Here is an 18588-nt window from a genome sequence, read left to right on the forward strand (position 1 = left end):
GGCCGTCGCATTGTTCGCGGTCAGCCTGGTCGTCCTCGTCGTCGGGAGCGTGGAGGCACTCGGCGCCGTCTCTGCTCGCACCACCATCGACCTGTACGACCTGCCGCTCGGCCCGACGAAGCACGAACACGTCGAGATGCTCGAGCGGATGGCGGACGATGCCGACGTGTCACTCGCGCTGCTCACACCAGAACGGTCGGGGACCCCTGACCGATTCGACGCGTACGTGCTGCACGGCGAGCTGCCCGAGCCGGTCTTCTGGGGCGGGATCGACGAGCGCCCCGCGAGCGCGATCGGCGACGCCGTGATCGCGTGGACCTACGCCGTCGACGGTGAGCCGACGGACGTGTCGCGGTTCCTCCGCGACCTGCAGGAGCACGAGTTCGCCTTCACCGACGCAACTCCGCAGGCCGTCCCGTCACTGCTGAACGCGGCTCTCACGCCGGGCGTCGTCACGGTCGGCGTCGCCGTGACCATCGGTGCAGTGGTCGCACTCGTCGCCGAGTCACATCGGCGAGCGGCGCGGCAACGCGTCCGTCGTCTTGCCGGTCGGACCGCCGGGCGCATCGCGATGACCGAGCTCGGCGACGTCCTGCTGCTGAGCGCAGTCGTGTTCGGGAGCGTGTTCGGGGCGCTGTCGCTGTTCCTCGGCCTCCGAGGCGCGAGCCACGCCGTGTGGGCGTTCTCGGGCGGGGTGACAGCTGTGGTCGTCGCGATCGCCGTGACGATCGTGGCCGCAACGCACGTCACACTCACGATGGTGAGCGGGAACCGGTTGGACGGTGTCGACACCGGACGCTGGCGTCCAGCGGTCACCGGGGTGTGTGGGGCGGTCCTCGTGGCCGTCATCGCCGGAGGCGCGTCGAACGTCGTCGTCGAGAGCCGCAGAGCCGAGCACTTGACACGGTCGCTCGCAGCCGAGGCCGTGCACGGTGACGACGTCGTCCTGGGCGTCGGCTTCAGCGACGAGCAGCAAGAAATGTCATTCGGTGACATCGGGAGCCGAGCACTCGTCGATGGTTCGGCGCGCATGGCGATGACGAACACGATCCCCGACGCCCTCCTCGTCATCGGAGCCGGCACCCCGGGCGTCCCGGCGGACGTCGCGCACCGGGACGGAGTGACGGTCCTCATCCCGCAGGCCTCGGCTGAGCGAGCCGAGGACATCGAGTCGACGGTCAGGGCGAGCATCGCCGAGGGATGGGAAGTGGACGACTCCGAGCCGCCCCGGACTCCGCGGATCCGCTCGGAGCTCGTGGCGAGCACCGACGCTGCGGTCCGAGCTGCGGGCCGATGGGTCGATCTCGGGCCGCAGGACGGTCCGGTTCGCTCCCAGACCTCCGTCGTCGTGGCCGACGTCGCGGACATCGCTCCGAACCGCATCGCCACTGCGACCCGCAACGGAGAGGTCCGGTTCTCCGACCGCGCCGCTCTGCTCCGAGCGCTGCACCGGTCCGGGGCATTCGACGTCGTCACCCAGGTCAACCGCGTCGGTGCCGTGGTCGATCGTCAGCTGGCGGAAGTGCGGACCGAACGTCTGGTGCTCGTCGGCGCGACGGTCGTCGCCGCGATCGCGGCGCTCTTCGCGGGCGCGAGCCTCGTGGCCGACCACCTGGAGCGTGGCCGAACTGCCGCGCGGGTGCGGTCACTCGTCGGACGGCATCCGGGCGAGCACCACGCACGGTTCCTCCTCGGGGCCGCAGGAGTGTGCGGTGCGACCGTCGTCGCGACGCTGGCGACGACTGCCCTGGCCGGAGCGGTCATCGTCATCGCGTCCGTCGTCGCCACGGGCCTGACCGTGCTCGTGTTGACGGCCTGCATCGTCATCGCCGAACCCCGGGGAAGGACCCTGTCGTGACGGACCACCAGTTGCTGTCGGCATCGGCGCTCGGCTACGACCTGGGGACGAGGACGCTCTGGAACGGTCTCGACCTCGTGGTCGCTCGGCGCGAAGTGCTCGCTCTCCGCGGGCCGTCCGGAGCGGGGAAGAGCACCCTGCTCCGATGTCTGGGCGGGATCGAGCGCCCGCACCGAGGCGTGGTGCACGCCGGCGACGTCGACCTCCATCACGTCCCGGCCCGGGTCCGGCGTCGGATCCGGCGCGATGTGCTCGGCTTCGTGATGCAGGACCACGCGATCGTGCCGGAGTGGACCGTCGGAGCGAACCTCCGCGTGGTGCACCCGGCTGGTGTCACCCGTGCCACGCTCGATGCTCGGGCTCGGGACGCCCTGCTCGTGGTGGGGCTCGGCGGCCGATCTCGAGAGCGAGCGGGACAGCTCAGCGGCGGGGAGCAGCAGCGGGTCGCCGTGGCCAGGGTCCTCGTGCAACAGCCCCGCGTCGTCCTGGCAGACGAGCCCACGGCCTCGCTCGACGACGTCAGCGCGGAGCGCGTCCGCCGCGGGCTCGACGCGCTCCGCAGGTCGGGGAGCGCGGTCATCGTCGCGACGCACGATCCAGGTCTCGTCGAGTGGGCGGACCGGACGCTGGAGATCGGTGCGGAGCATGTCTGACGAGCGAGGCGGCGGATCGATGGGCGACGAGCCTTGGCTGATCGGGTGTCTCATCGCGTGGCTCGCAGGAGCGTTGCTCGTGGCCGGTTCGCCGTTCGTCGTCGGTGTGGCAGTGGTGTCCCTCGTCCCTGGCCTCGGGGGGCTCCGAGCAGGTGTGCCGCCGTTCGCGGTCGCAGGCTGGGTGATGGTGGTGCTGGTGTTGGCGGTCGTTCTCGACACACCGCTGGAGCGCCTCGCCAGACGCCCCTTCGTCGGCCACGAAAGGGCTGGCACACTGGCTGCCGAGGCGATGTCGCTCGGTTTCCTCTGGCTGCTGCTCCGGCCGATCATGGCGAGCGGCTGGTCGACGCTGCTCGCGGCGAGCATCGGCGTCGTGCTCTACAAGGCCGCGGAGCCGCTCCTCGACCGCTGGGCGCGCGCTGATCGCCGAGCGGGATCTTCAGAAGAGTGAGCGCGGGACTGGCGGGGCCGCACCAGATCGCCGCGCACCACCCGTTCCGCCGAGCGGTTCTCCGGCTGCCGGTCGCGTGACGGACGGGAGGCGCGTGGCGGACCGGTCACGTGCCTCCCGGCCGGCGATCGGTACGGTGGTGCCGGGGACAGGGGAAACATGGACGAGGACATCGCGTGGTCGCCGCCGGAGCGGGACAACGGCATCGGGTGGATCGTGCTGAGCGGCTTGCTCCTGCCCGTCGGATGGATCGTGTGGTTGTTCCTCGCGTTCGACGCGGCCCTCCGGTCGGAGGCGACCCGGCCGTCGCTGGCGGCGCAGACGGTCGGCGACGCGATCATCACGTTCATCTGCGCGGGGACGCCCCTCGCCGGAGCGGTCCTGCTGCTTCTCCGCCGGAGACGCGACCGCTCCGTCACCCTGGTCGGTCCGGTGGCGTGCCTCGTCTTCGCGATCCTCGGGGTCGGAACTGTCGGAACGGCCACCGCGGTGCTCGCTGTCGAGTGGGTGGACGACGTCCACCGTCGTGCGCAGCCCCTCACAGCGCTCGAGACGAAGCGCACGCCGGCGCAGGCGGAGCAGGAACTGTCGGCCGTGGGCGGGCGAGTCGTCCGGGCCCTCGGTGCCGACATCAGCGAGGGCGAAGCGAACCCGTACACGCGTGCGTGCGCGCTGTCGAACCTGCAGCGGGGGACCGCGTACACGTGGCAGTGGGACGACGCACCCGAGCCCGACGACGAGGCACAGCCGGATGCCGATGCTCCGGCGCGCAGGTTGTCGACGGCGGAGGTGGACCGTCGGACCGCTACCGCACAGGACGTGCTCCGCAACGCGGGGATGCGGAAGGTCGACCTGTGGGGCTCCGCCGTCCGACTGGTCGGTGACGGCTGGTTGTCGGAGAGCACCATCAGTGTGGCGGAGGGGTCCAGTCTGGTCACCGTGGAGACCACCTGCCTTGCCGGAGGGCCCGGGGATGGCTGACCAGGGAGCGCCCACGACTGCGGGAGCGCCCAGGGCTGCGGGAGCGCCCACGACTGCGGAACGGAGCCCGGCCCGGGTCCGGGTCGGGCTCGTGATCGCCGCCGTGTGCACGGTGTACGAGGTGTTGTCCGGAGCGCTCGTGCCGTGGACCGGGCTCGGCTTCCTGCCGCTGCTGCTGATCGTGCCGGCGTACTTCACGGCGATCATGCTGCTCGTGTGGGTGGGGCAGCAGGGGATCCGCCAGCTCCAGGTCGCTGCGGTCGTGGTGGGTGTCGTGCTCGCGGCCTCGCTGCCGATGGCCGTGGGGCTGGCGCTCGCGGTCGGGTGGTGAGCGAGACGAGCGGACAGCCGGTCGCGGCCCGTGCAGCTCCCAGCCGCTGAACTCCGCGGAGTCAGGGGAGCAGGCCCAGCTCCATCGCGCGGGTCACGGCTCGGGTGCGGTCGTTGACGCCGAGCTTCTCGAACACGTGGCCGAGGTGGGTCTTCACGGTCGTCTCGCTGAGGAACAGGACGCGGCCGATCCCCGGGTTGCTGTTGCCCTGCGCGACGAGACGCAGGACCTCGAGTTCGCGCGGGGTCAGCGACGGCCCGGCCGGTGTCGTCCCCACCGCTCGTCGGACCAGCGCCGCAGCCGCTGAGGGAGCCAGGGCCGTCTCGCCCCGAGCGGTCGCCCGGACCCCGGCGAGGATCTCGGACTCCGGGGCGGCCTTGAGCAGGTAGCCGGTGGCGCCCGCCTCGATGGCGGCGAGGATCTGGTCGTCGGACTCGTACGTCGTGAGGATCAGCACGCGGACCTCGGGCGCGGTGGCGAGGATCTCGGCCGTCGCCACGTCACCGTCGAGCACCGGCATCCGCAGGTCCATCAGCACGACGTCCGGCCGCTCTGCCAGCACGATCGACACCGCCGCGGCGCCGTCGGCCGCCTGCCCGACGACTTGGATGTCGTCCGCCGCCTGCAGCAGGGCGACGATGCCGGAACGGACGATCGGGTGGTCGTCGGCCACCACGACGCGGATCACCGGGACGCCACCGTTGCTGTCGCGGTTGCGGCTGCGTGCGGTCGGGCCGGGAGGCGCGGTGCGGCTCCGGCAAGCGTCGGCGCGACGGCGGGCAGCGAGGCCGTCACCGTCGTCCCGCTGCCGGGGGTGCTGGCGATGACGCAGGTCCCACCCGCGAGGGCGAGCCGCTCGCGGAGTCCGCGCAGGCCGTGCCCACCGGTCGGCACCGCCGGGTCGAAGCCGACACCGTCGTCGGCGATCCGCAGCACCGTCTGGTCCGGCTCGTGCAGCAGCGTGACCGTCACCCCGGCCGAGGCAGCGTGGGCGCGGACGTTCGACAGGGCCTCTTGTGCGACCCGGAGCAGGACCACCTGGGCGTCGCGGTCGAGGGTGCCGTCGGCCGCGCTGACCGTCACCGGGGTGCCGGTCTCGCGGGTGTGGCGCTCGCCGAGGCGGTGGAGTGCCCCGGCCAGACTGTCGCGCGTCGTGCCGGCCGACCCCGCGGCGACGAGCACGCGGGACTCTTCGAGCGCGGCGCGAGCGGACTCCTCGAGCACGGTCAACCGCTCGTCGAGGGCGTCGGGGCGGTCGTCGGCCAGGTCGTTCCGGGCACGCTCGGTGAGCATCACGATGCCGGCGAGGTTCTGCGCCACGGTGTCGTGGATCTCGCGGGCCAGGCGCTCCCGTTCGCTGGCGATCCCCGCGGCACGGTTGGCGTCGGCGAGGGACTGCTGCGCGGCGCGGAGGTCCTCCACGAGCTGCCGGCGTTCTTCCGACAGCGCGGCGACGCTGGAGATCCAGCCGCCCATCGCGCAGGACCCGATGACGCTGATGCCCTCGATGAGGAGCGTCGACACCAGGGCGTCCGGGCCGCCCGACACCATCAGACCCACAGCGCTGAGCACACCGACGGCGACGGTGAGCAGGACCCCCGACCGGATGCGCTCGGACTGGCACCACACCAGCGGGAACAGGATGCACTGCACGAACGCGGTGCTCGGGGCGACCGCGGGCAGGACCACGGCGGCGACGAGCACGAGCGGCAGGAAGCCGGCAGCAGCCCGCGGTTCGTCGTACCCACGACGTCCGTAGGCCACGTACGCGACGACCAGGACGGCGATCATCAGGTACGCCGGCCAGCGGCTGGACCACGGCGACCACCCGAGCACGGCGACCGCGAGCGTCAGCGCCATCGTGGCAGCGAAGAACACGTGCAACCACCGGTTGCGCACCCACGTCGGGGTGGTCGTGACGTCTGCTGCTGGCATACCGACAGCCTCCCACCTCCTCCCGTCGATCCGGGAGTTCTCCACAGGCCGTGCTCCACGAGGCGACATCGGCGTCAGCCGTCCTCGCGGTTCCAGCGGAACGTCAGGCGGCAAGCAACCAGGCCGAGGACCAGCCACCCTGCCAGGACGAGCGCTCCGAGACCGAGGAGCCACGAGCCTCCCGGCTCACCCGCCTCGAACGTGCCGGGCAGGAACACGGCCCGCATACCGGACGCCATCCACCGCAGGGGGAAGACGGACGCGACGTCCTGCAACCACGTCGGCAGCTGCATGAAGGGCAGGTAGACGCCGGAGACGAACTGCAGCACCAGCACGATCGGGACGATCGTCGCGGTGGCGCGGCGACCCTCGCGGGGCAGGGCCGAGATCGCGATGCCGAGCACGCTGCTCGTCGCGATGCCCAGAACGAACACGCCGGCGAACGTGCCCCATCGGCTCAGGTCCGTCGGGAGTGTCACCCCGAACAGGAGGCTCGCCACGGCCAGCAGGATCGCCGTCTGCACCAGCGTGGTCACCAGGACCATCCCGATCTTGCCGACGAAGTACGACATCACGGGGAGGGGCGTGCCGCCGAGGCGTTTCAAGGTGCCGTCGCTGCGCTCGCCGGCGATGTCGACACCCAGCGCCTGCACGCCGGAGAGCAGGATGCCCGTCGCGACGAGGCCGGGCAGGTAGTAGGTGGCGTAGTCGACGCTCGTGGGACCGGCCTTGATGGCGGCGGCGCTCGCGAAGGCGACCGAGAACAGCGCCAGCATGACGACGGGGAACAGGAACGTGAAGAAGACGGAGTCGGGGGCACGGAAGTACGAACGGACCTCGTACCGGATGCGAGCGGCGGCGATGCGTGCAGCGCTGGTGCCTGCGGTGCTGGTGCGTGCGGTGCTGGTGCGTGCGGTGCTGGTGCTCATGCGTCGGCCCCCACCATCTCGAGGTAGACGTCCTCGAGGGACGGGCGGATGACCTCCAGGTCGTGCATCGGCGTGACCGTGCCGCGGACCAGGGCCTGCGGATCGGTCGTGCGTTCCTCGTGTCGGAGTCCGTCGTCGTCGCGCCACCGGACCCGGGGCGTGCGTGCCTCCTGGCCGCCGAGCTCGTCGATCGGGGCCAGCGCGCGGAGCTCACCGTTCGCGATCACCGCGGCCCGGTCTGCCAGGTGCGCCGCCTCGTCCAGGTAGTGCGTCGTCAGCAGGATGGTCGTGCCTTCGCGCTTGATGCCGTTGACAAGGTCCCAGAACTGGCGCCGCGCCTCCGGGTCGAAGCCCGTCGTCGGCTCGTCGAGGAACAGCACCTCCGGGTGGCCGATCACGCCGAGGGCCACGTCGACGCGACGCCGCTGCCCGCCGGACAGGCGGCTGATCCGGGTGTTGCGCTGCGCCTCCAGGCCGGTGGCGGCGAGGAGCTCCTCGGTGCTGCGGGAGCGGGGGTAGAAGGTACCGAAGTGGGTGAGCTGCTCTGCGACCGTGACGTTCGGCGCCTCGGCGCTGGTCTGCAGGACGATGCCGACCCGGGCCTTGTGCGCGCGGGTGGCGCGTGCGGGGTCGGTGCCGAGGACACGGACGTCGCCGGAGGTGCGGGAGCGGAAGCCCTCGAGGACCTCCACCGTCGTCGACTTGCCGGCGCCGTTCGGGCCGAGCAGGGCGACGGTCTCGCCGCGGGCGATGGTGAGGGAGAGGTCGGAGACGGCGGTGTGGCCGGTGGCGTAGCGCTTGGTGAGGTGCTGGACCTCGATGGCGGGGGTGTCGGGCATGGGTTCAGCCTGGCGGGTGGGCGGTGCCGGGGGATCGGGGGAGCGGGTGGAGGTGGGGTCCTCCGATCGGAGGATGCGGTTGTCGGATTCGGAATATGCAGAACTTCCGATACTGCGTTCTGGTCGATACCGTTCCCTCGTGGCCGGGGGTCGGCCGCGGACAGAGAGGGACTTGACCATGCGGAAGAACATCATCGGGTCCTTGTCGTACGGCGTCTCGACCGGTACCGACTGGGTTCCGCCGACGAAGGTCGCCCACGCGCACCGGAAGAAGGCGGGCTCGGGGAACCAGGCATTCTGGGCCACCCGCGGATGAGGAGCTTCGCGGCCGCCACCGTGCTCGCGGTGGCGGCCGCGGTCCTCGCCGCCGGGATGTTCGTGGTCGGTGTGGTCGGCAACGTCGAAGCGCTCGGGCTCCTCGGCGCAGGGACCACCATCGAGCTCACCGACATGCCGGCCACGCAGACCGGAGCGGAGCACACCGCGACCCTTCGGCACTTGGCCCAGGAGAGCGGTGCGGCGCTGGCAGTGCTCGTTCCTGATCGTGAAGGACGCGCTGACACCTGGAACGCCTACACCTTCACCGGGACGCCGAGTTCGCCGGTGTTCCGCGGCAGTGTCTCCACAGCGCCGATCGGCGACGGCGGCGAACTCCGTCTGATCGCGATGTACTCGGTCGGCGGTCCTGCGCCTGCCGTCACGGATTTCCTCGACGGGCTCGATCGAGCCGGGTACCGGTACGAGGACGTCACGCCCCATCCGCTCGAGGTGCTCGCCGCGTCGCTCGAGCAACCGGAGTGGTCCGCCGCGTTGCTCGCCGTCGCACTCGGGGTCCTCGTCGCGCTCGTCGCGGAGTCGCGCCGACGTGCGGCGCGGCAGCGGCTGCGTATGACTTCTGGGTGGTCGCGCCGAGCCGTGGCAGCACGAGAGGCCCGAGAGATCGCGGGGCTCGTCGGCGTGGTCTCCGCCCTCGTCGTCGGATGCATCGGTGCGGTCCTCGTCGGACACGGTGCGACCGGGCCGCTCCTGCGGTTCACGGCGATCGAGCTCATCGCCGTCATGGCTCCCACAGCCGTCGTGCTCGTGGTGGTCCACGCCACCCTCGCGGTCCTGACGTGTCGGACGCTCGGCTCCGCGGCCGTCGCCCGGTGGCCGATGGTCGTCGTGGCAGCAGCCGGCATCGCCCTGGTCGTCATCGGCACGGTCGATCTGGGCTGGGCGTCACAACGGCGGACGACGTCCGAGTCGCTGGAACGAACGCTCGTCCGCGAGGCGTCACACGGCGACGATCTCGTCCTCGGGACCCGCCCCACCGAGTACGACCAGGACGTCGCGTTCGGCCGCATCGCGCTCGGCCCACTGCTGGACGGAACGGCGAGCATGGCGCGCGTGTCGTTCGTCGACTACTTCACCGTGGCCGGTGAAGCGACGTCCGCGCTCGATCAGTACAGGGACCAGATCGTCGAAGGACACGGCGCGCCGGTGCTGCTCGTCCCGAGCGCGCTCAGCGCGAGTCGGGACGCGCTCCGGGCAGCAACCGCGGCAGACCTCGCGGAGAGCTGGGACGTGGAGGGCACAGATCCTCCGCATGAACCGATCATCCACACGGTCCTGGTGCCGTCGACTGCGTCGATCGCCCGCTCCGTCCTCGACTGGACGTCCGCGGTGGAGCCCGACCTGCCGACATGGCCCGAAATACCGGTGCTGGTGGTTCCCGATCCGACGGACATCGCGCCGAACCGCCTCGGAACAGCGGTCGCGAACGGCGAAGTCCGCTTCAGCGACCGGGCAGCGCTCGAACGTGCCGTCCACCGTGCCGGCCTCGACGACGTCGTCCTGCAGTACCGACGCGTGGGAGCGACGGTGGAAGGCCAGCTCGCAGCGGTGCGTGGCGAGCGAGCGATGGCGGAGGCCGCACTGATGGTCACCGGGATCGCCGTCGTCTTCGCGGGACTCACGCTCGTCACCGATCACCGTGTTCGCACTCGACGAGCGGCCAGGCTGCGGTTCCTGACCGGAAGACATCCGGTCGTGCACCACTGGCGGTTCGTCGTCGTCGCTGCTGTCAGCGCCGGTGGCGCCACAGCGGTGACCCAGGCGCTGCTCGGCCCCAGGGCCGGAGTCGTGCTGTCGGTCGCCACCGTCATCCCGATCGCCGTGGCGCTGGCCACCGCGGCGTTGCTCACGGCGTTGCACGCCGTCACTGCACACCGAGGAGAGGACCAGCGATGAAGGAACAAGCCGTACTCCGCGCTTCCGGGCTCGGGCACGACATCAGCTCGCGGACGCTCTGGAACGAACTCACCATCACTGCCGAGCCCTCGGCCGCGATCGCCGTTCGCGGCCTCTCCGGGCAGGGCAAGACGACCCTGCTCCGGTGCCTCGGCGGGCTGGAGCGGCCGACCCGGGGGAGCGTGCACGTCCTCGGGACCGACATCCATGCAGCCGGAAGCCCGCAACAGCGCCGTCTGCGCCGGGACGTCATCGGCTTCGTCATGCAAGACCACGCGGTGGTTCCCGAATGGTCGGTCGAGCAGAACCTGCGCGTCGTCAACCCTCGAGGGCTCACCCGCCGAGAACTCGACCTGCGGATCGCTGCTGCGCTCGAGGTCATCGGGCTCGGCGGCCAGCAACGGACGCGCGCCGGACTGCTCAGCGGCGGCGAGCAGCAACGCGTCGCGGTCGCCCGGGTCTTGGTCCAACAGCCGAGGGTGGTGCTGGCGGACGAGCCGACAGCGTCGCTCGACGACGTCAGCGCCGGCCGGGTGCGGGACGGTCTGGACCTCATCCGGCAATGCGGTGGCGCGGTCGTCGTGGCGACGCACGATCCGGAACTGCTGGCCTGGTGCGAGGCGGAGGTCGACCTGTCGGCCACGCACCCCTCGAACAGGTGCTCGTAGACCGCCGCGATCACGATGAGGATGGTGGAGCGCCGACGCAGAGTCCGTCGGGGTGCAGAGGGGACTGAGGATGCACAACGGGTACGCAGTGATCGACCTCGAGACGACGGGCCTGGCGCCCTCGTACGGCCACCGGATCATCGAGATCGGCATCGTCCACGTCACGCCCGACGGCGACGTCGAGCGGACCTTCGAGACCGTCGTCAACCCCGAGCGCGACCTGGGCCCCGTGCACATCCACCGCCTGCGCGGCGCCGACATGACCGGTGCGCCGACCTTCGCGGACATCGCCGGCGACCTGATCGACAAGCTGCGCGGCCGGGTCGTCGTCGCCCACAACGCCTCGTTCGAAGCACGGTTCCTGCACGCCGAGTTCGAGCGGCTGGGCCACCGGTCCCCGTTCAAGCAGGCGAGCACCGCGCTCTGCACGATGCGGCTGGCGCAGGAGTTCCTGCCCGGCTCCGGTCGGAAGCTCGCCGACTGCTGCAGCGCCTACGACATCGAACTCGTCGACGCGCACGAAGCCCTCGCCGACGCCCGCGCCACCGCGAGCCTGCTCGGCGCGTACATCGGGTCCTCCCGGCAGGATCCCCGCTGGACCACCTGGGGGACGCGAGCCACGGAACTGCGGTGGCCGGGCCTCCCGTCCGGCACCGCCCCGTGGACTGCACGCCGCCGCTCGGCCGGCACCGCGGACCGCACCCGCGTGGACGTCGCGACGGACCGTCTGCCCGCCGTCGACGGCGGCGCCGAGGCGACGCTCTACGCGGCCGTCCTCGACCGCGCGCTGTCGGACGACCTGATGACCGCGAACGACGCTGACCAGCTCGCGTCGTTCGGACGCGAGTTCGGACTGCGCGAGCAGGCGCGGGCCGACCTGCACCGGCGCTACTTCGCCGACCTGGTCGAAGCCGTCTGGGCAGGCGGGGTCCTCACGATCCAGGACCACATCCAGCTCGAACGCGTCGCACGGCTGCTCGGCGTCACGGACGACGAGCTCGAGCACGCGGTCCACAGCCGCCAGCCCGCGCGGATGGGCGCGCGGTCGTTCTCCGCAGCGACGCAGGCTGCGCCCGCACCCGTCGCGGAGGAGCCCGCGATCGACCTGGGCGAGGGCAGCATCGTGACGCTGACCGGGGAGATGCGGCGGAGCCGGACCGAGATCGAGGCGGACCTGGCCCGGCTCGGCATCCGGTCCGCGCCGAACGTCACGAAGAAGACGGCCGTCCTCATCGCGGCCGACGTCGACAGCCTGTCCGGCAAGGCGCGGAAGGCCCGCCAGTACGGCATCCCGATCATCGAGGAGGACGTCCTGGAGGCGGCGCTCGCCGCCGCCAGGTAGGGGTCAGCCCGTCAGACGGCCGGTTCCGGCGTCGCGGCTCCGGCGGTCCGCCCGTCCGCCGTCTGCGCTCGCTCTGCCGCCAGTCGCGCCCGCTCGTCGGCGAGCACCTGCGCGATCAGCTGTGACTCGGAGATGTCGACCGCCTGCACCGACGCGCTCGCCGTGTCGCTGACGGCGGCGAAGTCCGCGAACGTGCGGGTCTTCCGCGCGAGCATCCGGACGAGGGCTGCGTCGACGCCGTCCTCGGACAGCAGCCGGTGCACCTGCACGACGTCGAGCTGCCCCATGCGTCGGGCTCGGGCGATCGCCTGCCACTCCGTCGTCGGCTTGAGCTGCGGCTCGCAGATCACCACGACCGATGCGGCCTGGATGTTCAGGCCGACGCCACCGGCGATGATCTGCGCGACCAGCACCGATCCCGGGGCCGCGGCGGAGAACTCGTCGATCAGGTCCTGCCGCCCGGAGGGGGACGTGGAACCGCTCAACGGACCGAAGACGGTGCCGTCGACGGAGGCGAGCACCGCCTCCAGGACGGCACGGTAGTGGGAGAAGACGATGGTCTTGCGGCCGGTGGAGCGCGCCTCGGCGATGACGTCGCGCAGCGCGGCGATCTTGCTCGAGGCGGCGCCGTCGAGCATCGCGAGCTGCCGCATCGTGTGGAAGCTGTCGCTGCCGACCGCGGCGGCGTAGCGCTCTGCCTCGGCGGGGGTGAGGTCGGTCCACTCCTCGACCTCGACGAGTTCGGGGAGCTCGGTGAGGACGTCCTCCTGGCTGCGGCGGAGGTACACGGGCGCGATCTGCTTGCGGAACGCCAGCGGGTCGTCGTCGTCCTGGTCGACCATCAGGTCCGGGCGGATGTGGTCGATGAGGACCCGGAACTCCTCGACCTTGTTTTCGAGCGGGGTGCCGGACATGAGCAGGGCCCGGTCCGAGCGTTCCAGGATCGCGCGGGTGTGCTTCGTGCGCTTGGCGTCGGGGTTCTTGACGTAGTGCGCCTCGTCGACGATGACCGCAGCGAACCGCTGCTCCTCGGGCACGTGCGCGCGGAACCACTCGAGCGTCTCGAACGTCGTGACGGCGACCCCGCCCTCACGCAGCCAGCCGCTGATCCCGCGCACCCGCTCGGCGCCGTGGATGCGGAACGCCGGCACCGACGTGTGCTTCTCGGTCTCGCGCAGCCAGTTCGCCACCACCGCGGCCGGGCACACGACCACGAAGCGGGGCGTGCCGTCGGTCGCGGTGGCGGCCACGTGCGCGATCGCCGCGAGTGCCTCCACCGTCTTGCCGAGGCCCATCTCGTCACCGATCACGACCCGCTCCTGCACGAGCGCGAACGCCGCACCGAAGCGCTGGTACCCGCGGAGCGACGCGGACAGGAGGGACGTGTCCAGGTGGAACTGTTCGATCTGCTCGATCAGGCCCTCGGGCAGCGACCCGCGACCGGCCGTCGTCGAGTCGGTGAGCCCGACCTCGTCCAAGAGGGCGAAGTAGCTGGCCGGACGCTCGAGGAAGTCGCTCCAGTCGTCCGTCGTCGCGATCCGGTCGCGGTCGCCCGCTGCGCGGACCGCGCGCTGGCGGGCGTCGTCGACGTCCGCCTCGATCCGCTCGACGGCACCCTCGGCCGGGTTGAACGACCCGGAGGCCCGTGCGCCCGGCTGGTGCACGATGCCCAGGACCGCTCGCTGCGCGACCGCGTCCGCCAGGGGGGCGAGTTCGTCGACGAGGACGGCCGCGCGGGGGCCGCCGCCGTTCTTGGCGGCCTCCCACTGCCGGAGTGCTGAGACCAGGGCCACGCTCGCCGTGTCCTGGCGACGGGCGTCGATTTGGATGGCGGCGTCCTCGCGAGCCGCGTCCTGCATCGACCGGGCGGCGGCGTTGATGCGCGCGGCCGTCGTCTCGCCGATGCCGGGCAGGTGACCGGCGACGATCGGAGCCCGCAGGAGCTCGCCCACGGTCTGGATGCCGGCGTCCCGGACCGCGCCGAGGCGGAGCTGGTCGCGCGTGACCTCGCGGAGGCGGTCGATGTCCATCGTGTTCAGCTCGCGCCGGGCCGCGACGTCCCGCACACGGTGACCGGCGTCGAGGACGCGCGTACGGGCCTCCTGTTCGGTGTCGACCACCGACCGGAGCGTCGCGATCGTGGTGGGGAGGTGCGCCATCGGGGCGAGGTCGATCAGGGCGACCGGGCCGAGGTGCGCGGTCGCGGTGAGGAGCGGGCCCTCGGTGTCGAGGAGCGCGTCGAGCGTGGCATCGGGGCGGGGGAGATGGCGGGTGTCGATCGCCTTCAGCGCGGTGAGGGCGCCGTTGTCGAGCCACGCGAGGGTGCTAGTCAGGTACTGCTCGGCGCGGGCTGCGGCCTCACGGCGCTCTCGGCCGGCGAAGATGCCGGCGATGCCGGAGGCGGCGTCCTCGTCGGCGAGGGCTGCGGGGACGTCCTTCGTCAGGACGGTGAGGACGTCCTCGGCGGCGCGGTCGGCGTGGGGGAGTGTGGCGGCGTGCTGTAGCGCTGCCGCGAGGGTCGTGTCGGTGGGGTGGAGGGGCAGGACGGAGCAGGAGAGGGCCGGGCCGGTGATCGTGAGGCGGCGGGTGAGGAGGGTGTCCTTGGCCGTCGCGGCGGCGTCCTGGATGGAGGCGCGGTGGTGGCGGACCTCGATGGCCACCTCGGACAGCATCTGTAGGCGGTCACGGAGTGCTTGGTCGACCATTGGTGCCCCTCCAGCTCAACGAGCGTTTGAATCGATGACTCAAGCGGCGAACGATGGAGCTGGACCCCGAGGGACAATTCCCTGACAGTACACTTTCAGTGCCCACTGCAATAATCTGATCACTCCGGTCTTCTACATCAGCGATCAAAAATATCATGTGTAGCCAATTCGCCCGTGGTGGTACTTATAGGGAAACCGCCCGTTTTTGCCCTCTCAGGCGTTCTGGCTCCTGCGATTGTCAAGAAACGCGTTCTGTAGGTCCGCGATGAAAGATTCCGCTTCGGCGTTGTTCTCTTCGACCCAAAGTGCACTCAGGGCGCGAAGGACCAGTTGCCGCCCGAAACGGTCCGCTAGTCCATTAACTCGGTCATGAGGGTCGCTGCCCTCTAGGACACCGAGGACGCGAGCCACGGAAGCCGTAGCTTGGCCGAGCCTGCGCGACAGGGATTCCACATCATTGATTCTGCTGATCAGTGTGTCAGGATCAAGTGAAGTTGGCAAGAATACCGCCGGCCACCGGTCACTGCTATTGGCAGGGATAAACGTTTTCCCCCGTTGATCCCCATCATACACAAAGGCATACCTGAGCGAGTTTTGCTCCCTTCTCGGAAGGTGGTCGCCGAGCGCTTTGAGATTACCCGACCCGCGACCCCACACGACACTTGTTGTAGCGACGACATCGTGGCCTGAAGTTGCAAGCAGCGCTTGAGTAAGATAGTGAGCCGTTTCATCTTCTACAAAAAGCACCTGCTTGATAGGAGGTCTAGCAAGCAGGACGTCTGCAACTGTCGGATCCTCACTGCTATGTGTCGAGACGGTGTTACCCTCATGGTCGATATCTAGGTAAATGAAGGCAGATAAGCTGACTGCATCCGCGATTATATCAGCAGAATGCGTGGATATGACTACTCGCCAGCCTCGGTCGCGCCGCTCCTTACAGAGATTCAATAACCTAGCAAGTAAGCCGGACGCGGCCGCGGGCGGGAGATACGCGTCGGGCTCATCTATTAGTATGACGAGGTCATCAACGTGGTCATATTGTTGCAGAACCCAGAACAAAAGATGAGTGGAATATTCACCCAACCCCATAGTGGCGCCGGTGTAGCTAGTGGATCTATAGCGGGCCTCGAAGTAGGGCGTTAACGGCTGATCGGAGCCCCAAGTCAGAGCCTCCGCAATATCGTCATCTCCGGGCACGATGTCGAAACCGTACCAGTCGACCTGGTCATAATCACGGCCGACTACACGTTTGAGGTCATCAATTCGTTGGCTGCTGATCGGCATCGGTCCCGTTGCTTCCTTGAGATCCTCAACATCAGAGAGACCACGGACAACACTCAGGACCTGCTCACACAGAGTCGGGATATCGATATGGACGGCTCGCGTTTCGAGCTCTTTTGCGAGAGAGCGAAGGGCCCGCGATTTCCCAGCGCCGTTTCTGCCACCCAATACCGTGCAGGGCTTGGACAGATCGAACGTAACGCCCTGTGTGGTTACCTCCTCTGGTACGAGATCATTGAATCGTTTGATGAGATTCGGCCAAACATCGGCCTCACGCGCTGATCTCATAGTCCTGAGGACGAAGAATGCAGGCTGCCCCAGCCGACGGTATCAGCGTCAAGAAAACGGGCAACCAAAGTCTGCGCCTGGTCTGGGTGGGTGATAATTTCGTCTAGCAGTACGTCTGATTTCCGCAGCGCCGGCCAGCCGAACACTGATTGCGCGTAGAGCTGCAGGGCGAGGTCTCGAATCAGTACCGAAGAAACGTCCGTCACTCGATACGAGGCCCGATCGTCATAGAGGCGGAGTATCTGCATCCGTGCTTGTAGTTCCGCCGAAGAAATGTCAAATTCCCCGGTACGAACCTGCGATCTGTCTTGTTCGAAACAATTGAGGAGATCACTCGGAGTCTCGTCTGAAATGGACGACGTCCAGGCAAAGAATATTATCCACGTCTGTAGCGTCCCCTTATTGAAGCGGATTTTTTGCCCGGATGCATTCGCAGTGTCGATTTGTGCAAGCAATCTGCGCGAGGCGTTTTCGACCGCCTCCATAACAGTCCCGCGGAAACCGCCTTCTTGCCTGTAGAAAGTCTCCACTACAGAATTGTTGATGTGTGTGCGGAGAGTGCTGTTCTCAAGCGTCACGCAGGCCCGAGCAACAATGTCGTCGTAAGCGAGGCGACCGTTGCTGAAGCCGATCTTATCGCGGGTAAGGAGTCCATTCTCCGTCAGGCGAGTCACAAGAGCCTTCACCTGGTCCCGTGCATCCCCGCGAAGCGCGTTTCGCTTCTCAGGTGGCGTGAGATTGTAAGCCTGATTGAGTCGAAAGAATAACTCGTTCGGTTCTTCGGGTGAATAATCAGTCAGTGTGATCGTTTGAAGCACAAACCGATTTACAGCACGACGCTTCTGCTCGGGAAGTTGTGAGTATTTCAGCCCATGAAGCTGTTTGATGTTTGGGTCTTGAGGCTCGATCGTCCCATCGATGCGAACCTTATCGTCGAAGAATGCACGGATTGCTGCCAGACGCTGTTGCCCGTCTAAGACCTCCTCTTCGCCCTCCGGGCTCCTCACGATGTGCACCGCAGGGACGTACCAGCCTCTCAACACCGTATCGACTAGACGTTGACGGCGCTTAGAGTCCCATACTTCTCCTCGCTGAAAGTCCGGCTGTAGATCGAGCTCATCGGCCCGAACCCGACTCATGAGGGTTTCCAGCTGTGGGTCCGACTTTTCAATCTTCATTTGTTCCCTCCGCGGTAAATGGGTCGTCCTCAGCGATCGGGATCGCGCGGCGTTCCATGCGACCGCGGACGGCGACATGTTGAGAAACGGGCGTCGCGTCCAGAACCTTTCGAAGCATGCCGACCATGAATTGTTCTGGTCTAACATCTTGGGGTACGCGGTCAAGGATTAGTCGAACATCAGATGAGGCCGAGCTCTCGGACGGGTCGTCGTAGTGAATTAAAGCCAGGCCGGTGGCCGTATATCCGTTGGTCCCTCCAAGGTTCCGCAGCTTTCGCATCATGTCAATGGTGCGCTCGAACGCATCTGGCTCGTCCCGCAGAATCGTGTCTCGCTGGACAAAGAAAAATCCAACGGCGGCCAGTGGGTACCTTGACGACAGATTTGCAGCGTCGCCGTAAGCTTCCTCGAACCGATTTGAAAGGTTTTTTCCGAAAGAAGAAACCTGCGTTTTCGTACTCAGAAGTAGCTCTGGTCCACGATCCCATCGAGCGATTGCAACGTCTACTTGCTTGTCGTATGCTCGGCCGAGGAAGTGTGCATCTGAAGGTGCCACAGCGGGCATGTTCTCGATTCTCGCGCGTATCTCATCTGCGAGAATCTTTGGAAGCTTGTTCAAGAGCGTCGCGACATCTCGCGGTAAAACACGTGGCCGTGTCGCACGTGGCCAGACCTCATCCTCGCTGAAACCGGCGCGGCGGAGTTCGTGTGCGAGCCATGAGTCGACACCGCCTGCGAGAGAGCCGCTGGCCGAGGTTTTGTTCGTCGTGACCGGTATCGTGAGTAAACGTTCCAGTAAACCGTAGTCAGGCCCATATTTGGGTTCTTCACCGTTGGAATGTAGCCACGGATCGGTCAACAAGGTGGCCGCGAGCGTACTGTCAAAGATGCTGAAAGAGTCTGTTTTAACCGGCAAA

Annotated in this window: 17 protein-coding genes; 9 read left to right on the forward strand and 8 right to left on the reverse strand. The window is 68.3% G+C overall.

The window, feature by feature from the left end; translation table 11 throughout:
• The first annotated feature begins 10 nt into the window (after positions 1 to 10).
• The 5 genes from DEI97_RS06350 (at position 11) to DEI97_RS06370 (ending at position 4274) form a co-directional block, all read left to right on the forward strand.
• Positions 11 to 1858 carry a bacteriocin-associated integral membrane family protein gene (locus tag DEI97_RS06350; RefSeq protein ID WP_181439254.1) on the forward strand — a complete coding sequence of 616 codons (1848 nt, stop codon included), beginning with the start codon at positions 11 to 13 and terminating at the stop codon, positions 1856 to 1858.
• Positions 1855 to 2511, forward strand: a complete 657-nt coding sequence (locus DEI97_RS06355; protein WP_181439255.1) for an ABC transporter ATP-binding protein — start codon at positions 1855 to 1857, stop codon at positions 2509 to 2511. The genes DEI97_RS06350 and DEI97_RS06355 overlap by 4 nt, the downstream gene beginning before the upstream one ends.
• 19 nt (positions 2512 to 2530) lie before the next feature.
• Positions 2531 to 2962 (forward strand): hypothetical protein, encoded by a 432-nt coding sequence (locus tag DEI97_RS06360; RefSeq protein WP_111074984.1) that lies wholly within the window; start codon positions 2531 to 2533, stop codon positions 2960 to 2962.
• A gap of 159 nt (positions 2963 to 3121) precedes the next feature.
• Positions 3122 to 3943, forward strand: coding sequence for a hypothetical protein (locus tag DEI97_RS06365; RefSeq protein WP_111074985.1), 822 nt, complete (start codon positions 3122 to 3124; stop codon positions 3941 to 3943).
• The gene (locus DEI97_RS06370; protein ID WP_146248147.1) at positions 3936 to 4274 is read left to right on the forward strand and encodes a hypothetical protein; all 339 of its coding nucleotides are present in this window, start codon (positions 3936 to 3938) and stop codon (positions 4272 to 4274) included. The genes DEI97_RS06365 and DEI97_RS06370 overlap by 8 nt, the downstream gene beginning before the upstream one ends.
• 61 nt (positions 4275 to 4335) lie before the next feature.
• Here DEI97_RS06370 and DEI97_RS06375 read toward each other — a convergent pair whose 3' ends face one another.
• From DEI97_RS06375 to DEI97_RS06390, 4 genes are all read right to left on the reverse strand, one after another.
• Complete coding sequence (locus tag DEI97_RS06375) at positions 4336 to 4962, reverse strand: response regulator transcription factor (protein WP_111074987.1); 627 nt, start codon at positions 4960 to 4962, stop codon at positions 4336 to 4338.
• Entirely contained in the window at positions 4959 to 6209 is a 1251-nt protein-coding gene (locus tag DEI97_RS06380) for a sensor histidine kinase (protein ID WP_181439256.1), read from the reverse strand. The genes DEI97_RS06375 and DEI97_RS06380 overlap by 4 nt, the downstream gene beginning before the upstream one ends.
• A 74-nt stretch (positions 6210 to 6283) precedes the next feature.
• Positions 6284 to 7138 (reverse strand): ABC transporter permease, encoded by an 855-nt coding sequence (locus DEI97_RS06385; protein WP_111074989.1) that lies wholly within the window; start codon positions 7136 to 7138, stop codon positions 6284 to 6286.
• Positions 7135 to 7977 (reverse strand): ABC transporter ATP-binding protein, encoded by an 843-nt coding sequence (locus DEI97_RS06390; protein WP_111074990.1) that lies wholly within the window; start codon positions 7975 to 7977, stop codon positions 7135 to 7137. Before DEI97_RS06390 ends, DEI97_RS06385 begins: the two co-directional genes overlap by 4 nt.
• A 178-nt stretch (positions 7978 to 8155) precedes the next feature.
• Between DEI97_RS06390 and DEI97_RS06395 the strand changes: the two genes are divergently transcribed.
• From DEI97_RS06395 to DEI97_RS06410, 4 genes are all read left to right on the forward strand, one after another.
• A complete protein-coding gene (locus DEI97_RS06395; protein WP_181439257.1) occupies positions 8156 to 8293 on the forward strand; it encodes a hypothetical protein in 138 nt (45 codons plus the stop codon).
• Positions 8290 to 10209, forward strand: a complete 1920-nt coding sequence (locus DEI97_RS06400; protein ID WP_181439258.1) for a bacteriocin-associated integral membrane family protein — start codon at positions 8290 to 8292, stop codon at positions 10207 to 10209. Before DEI97_RS06395 ends, DEI97_RS06400 begins: the two co-directional genes overlap by 4 nt.
• Positions 10206 to 10877 carry an ABC transporter ATP-binding protein gene (locus DEI97_RS06405; protein ID WP_181439259.1) on the forward strand — a complete coding sequence of 224 codons (672 nt, stop codon included), beginning with the start codon at positions 10206 to 10208 and terminating at the stop codon, positions 10875 to 10877. Before DEI97_RS06400 ends, DEI97_RS06405 begins: the two co-directional genes overlap by 4 nt.
• 70 nt (positions 10878 to 10947) lie before the next feature.
• A complete protein-coding gene (locus DEI97_RS06410) occupies positions 10948 to 12219 on the forward strand; it encodes an exonuclease domain-containing protein (RefSeq protein ID WP_111074991.1) in 1272 nt (423 codons plus the stop codon).
• A gap of 11 nt (positions 12220 to 12230) precedes the next feature.
• On the opposite strand, the gene DEI97_RS06415 is transcribed toward DEI97_RS06410, so the two are convergent.
• The 4 genes from DEI97_RS06415 to DEI97_RS06430 all read right to left on the reverse strand — a co-directional run bounded on the left by DEI97_RS06415 (position 12231) and on the right by DEI97_RS06430 (position 18587).
• Positions 12231 to 14924, reverse strand: coding sequence for a DEAD/DEAH box helicase (locus DEI97_RS06415; RefSeq protein WP_111074992.1), 2694 nt, complete (start codon positions 14922 to 14924; stop codon positions 12231 to 12233).
• A 213-nt stretch (positions 14925 to 15137) separates the two neighbouring features.
• The gene (locus tag DEI97_RS06420) at positions 15138 to 16208 is read right to left on the reverse strand and encodes an OLD family protein (protein ID WP_146248148.1); all 1071 of its coding nucleotides are present in this window, start codon (positions 16206 to 16208) and stop codon (positions 15138 to 15140) included.
• A gap of 281 nt (positions 16209 to 16489) precedes the next feature.
• A complete protein-coding gene (locus DEI97_RS06425) occupies positions 16490 to 17671 on the reverse strand; it encodes a DUF262 domain-containing protein (RefSeq protein ID WP_111074993.1) in 1182 nt (393 codons plus the stop codon).
• Positions 17661 to 18587, reverse strand: coding sequence for a PaeR7I family type II restriction endonuclease (locus tag DEI97_RS06430; RefSeq protein ID WP_220039205.1), 927 nt, complete (start codon positions 18585 to 18587; stop codon positions 17661 to 17663). The genes DEI97_RS06425 and DEI97_RS06430 overlap by 11 nt, the downstream gene beginning before the upstream one ends.
• Between the last annotated feature and the right edge of the window lies 1 nt (position 18588).

Origin of the sequence: Curtobacterium sp. MCLR17_032 (assembly GCF_003234795.2) — a bacterium.
Classification (GTDB): Bacteria; Actinomycetota; Actinomycetes; order Actinomycetales; family Microbacteriaceae; genus Curtobacterium.

Bases quoted from the DNA above. Each gene is read 5' to 3' on its own strand.
- DEI97_RS06360 (WP_111074984.1), top strand. From the start codon at position 2,531: ATGGGCGACGAGCCTTGGCTGATCGGGTGTCTCATCGCGTGGCTCGCA.
- DEI97_RS06365 (WP_111074985.1), top strand. From the start codon at position 3,122: ATGGACGAGGACATCGCGTGGTCGCCGCCGGAGCGGGACAACGGCATC.
- DEI97_RS06370 (WP_146248147.1), top strand. From the start codon at position 3,936: ATGGCTGACCAGGGAGCGCCCACGACTGCGGGAGCGCCCAGGGCTGCG.
- DEI97_RS06380 (WP_181439256.1), bottom strand. From the start codon at position 6,209: ATGCCAGCAGCAGACGTCACGACCACCCCGACGTGGGTGCGCAACCGG.
- DEI97_RS06385 (WP_111074989.1), bottom strand. From the start codon at position 7,138: ATGAGCACCAGCACCGCACGCACCAGCACCGCACGCACCAGCACCGCA.
- DEI97_RS06390 (WP_111074990.1), bottom strand. From the start codon at position 7,977: ATGCCCGACACCCCCGCCATCGAGGTCCAGCACCTCACCAAGCGCTAC.
- DEI97_RS06395 (WP_181439257.1), top strand. From the start codon at position 8,156: ATGCGGAAGAACATCATCGGGTCCTTGTCGTACGGCGTCTCGACCGGT.
- DEI97_RS06400 (WP_181439258.1), top strand. From the start codon at position 8,290: ATGAGGAGCTTCGCGGCCGCCACCGTGCTCGCGGTGGCGGCCGCGGTC.
- DEI97_RS06405 (WP_181439259.1), top strand. From the start codon at position 10,206: ATGAAGGAACAAGCCGTACTCCGCGCTTCCGGGCTCGGGCACGACATC.
- DEI97_RS06410 (WP_111074991.1), top strand. From the start codon at position 10,948: ATGCACAACGGGTACGCAGTGATCGACCTCGAGACGACGGGCCTGGCG.
- DEI97_RS06415 (WP_111074992.1), bottom strand. From the start codon at position 14,924: ATGGTCGACCAAGCACTCCGTGACCGCCTACAGATGCTGTCCGAGGTG.
- DEI97_RS06420 (WP_146248148.1), bottom strand. From the start codon at position 16,208: ATGCCGATCAGCAGCCAACGAATTGATGACCTCAAACGTGTAGTCGGC.
- DEI97_RS06425 (WP_111074993.1), bottom strand. From the start codon at position 17,671: ATGAAGATTGAAAAGTCGGACCCACAGCTGGAAACCCTCATGAGTCGG.